The sequence below is a fragment of the Yersinia pekkanenii genome (assembly GCF_001152565.1).
In the GTDB taxonomy this organism is placed as follows: domain Bacteria; phylum Pseudomonadota; class Gammaproteobacteria; order Enterobacterales; family Enterobacteriaceae; genus Yersinia; species Yersinia pekkanenii.
Genome location: NZ_CQAZ01000180.1, coordinates 1 through 1,078, shown reverse-complemented (window position 1 = coordinate 1,078; position 1,078 = coordinate 1). Strand labels below are relative to the sequence as shown.

Sequence of the window (1,078 nt, the reverse complement as noted above, 5' to 3'; positions counted from 1 at the left end):
AAAAAAACAAACAATCGTGGAGAGACAAGAAAGTCGAGGGCAGACAACAGTATTAGCAGGCGAAGTTTCTATAAATCATTTTTGGATGGGGTGAATACAGAATTGAATAAGTGAAACGGCCACCGTGGCGAAGCCACAGCAGCCTTGATACTTACTTGCCGTTGAAATAATCCGGTCGTGCTACTAATTCACGGGCTATCAGCTCATCAGCAAACAACGGTGCCGATTTCGTTATACGGCTTTGCATATTGCGCTGTCGGGTTTGCGCTTACGTTCAGGGGACCACCGTTTTATCGGGTGACTATCAAGAAAATCAATGCATATCGCATATCCGCTGCCTGGTACAAACAATTCCATAATACTGCCAGGGGTCGGTTCTCCAGCGCGTACAACTTCAGACAGCAGTATATTTCCTCTGGGGCTGGGAATATGTGGCAAGCACCAACGCAAGGAATAGCACCATTCGCCAAATTTACCGGCCATGTCGCCACCCTAATTTGTTCGGGAGCATTAGATAATCCAGCCACTGCTCGACTTCCGCCCTTCCCTCCAGTGCGTCTGCAAGCCAGTATATATCGTTCTGACCGTTCCACGTTTCACTGTCTATACTCACAAAACGCAATCCCCATGCCTGCACCATGTCAATCAAGTCATCGTCATAGATGCCCTGTTTTGCTTGCCTCATGTACCACGCTGATAGCCCGCTGGGCGTCGTAAAGGCTAAGTCAATTTCAGCCTGTGCCACCTGAGTCTGATAACGGCGGCGTTTTTGCTGGACTGCTTTTTCTTGCTGGCTGGCCCTTCGCTGAAATTTTACATCCCAGCGTCTTAGCCTGCGCTCCTGCTGACGATGACGGGTTTCAGGAAAAAAAGTGGTCACGATACTGTCAGACAAGGGCAACGGGCATAGTTCTCCCTGTGTGGCAATTAGACGATCAATCGCCTCGATATAGTGCTGTTTTGTCGAACTCTGTCGGTTTTTTGGGTCATAACCGGTATCAATCCGCCAGATATCCGCTGCCGTTATCACCGTCCGGCCCTCATTCAGGGTACGAAACAACGCGTTGGCATAGGGATA

1 protein-coding gene and 1 pseudogene are annotated in these 1,078 nt (G+C 49.3%); both read right to left on the bottom strand.

Features of this window, described 5'->3' with window-relative positions; translation table 11 throughout:
• Positions 1-151: 151 nt before the first annotated feature.
• Positions 152-483 (bottom strand): annotated as a pseudogene (locus AEP37_RS27510) (theronine dehydrogenase).
• Positions 473-1,078: plasmid SOS inhibition protein A (locus AEP37_RS23820; protein ID WP_049615657.1), on the bottom strand; the 606-nt coding region annotated here is incomplete at its 5' end. The pseudogene AEP37_RS27510 and the gene AEP37_RS23820, both read right to left, overlap by 11 nt.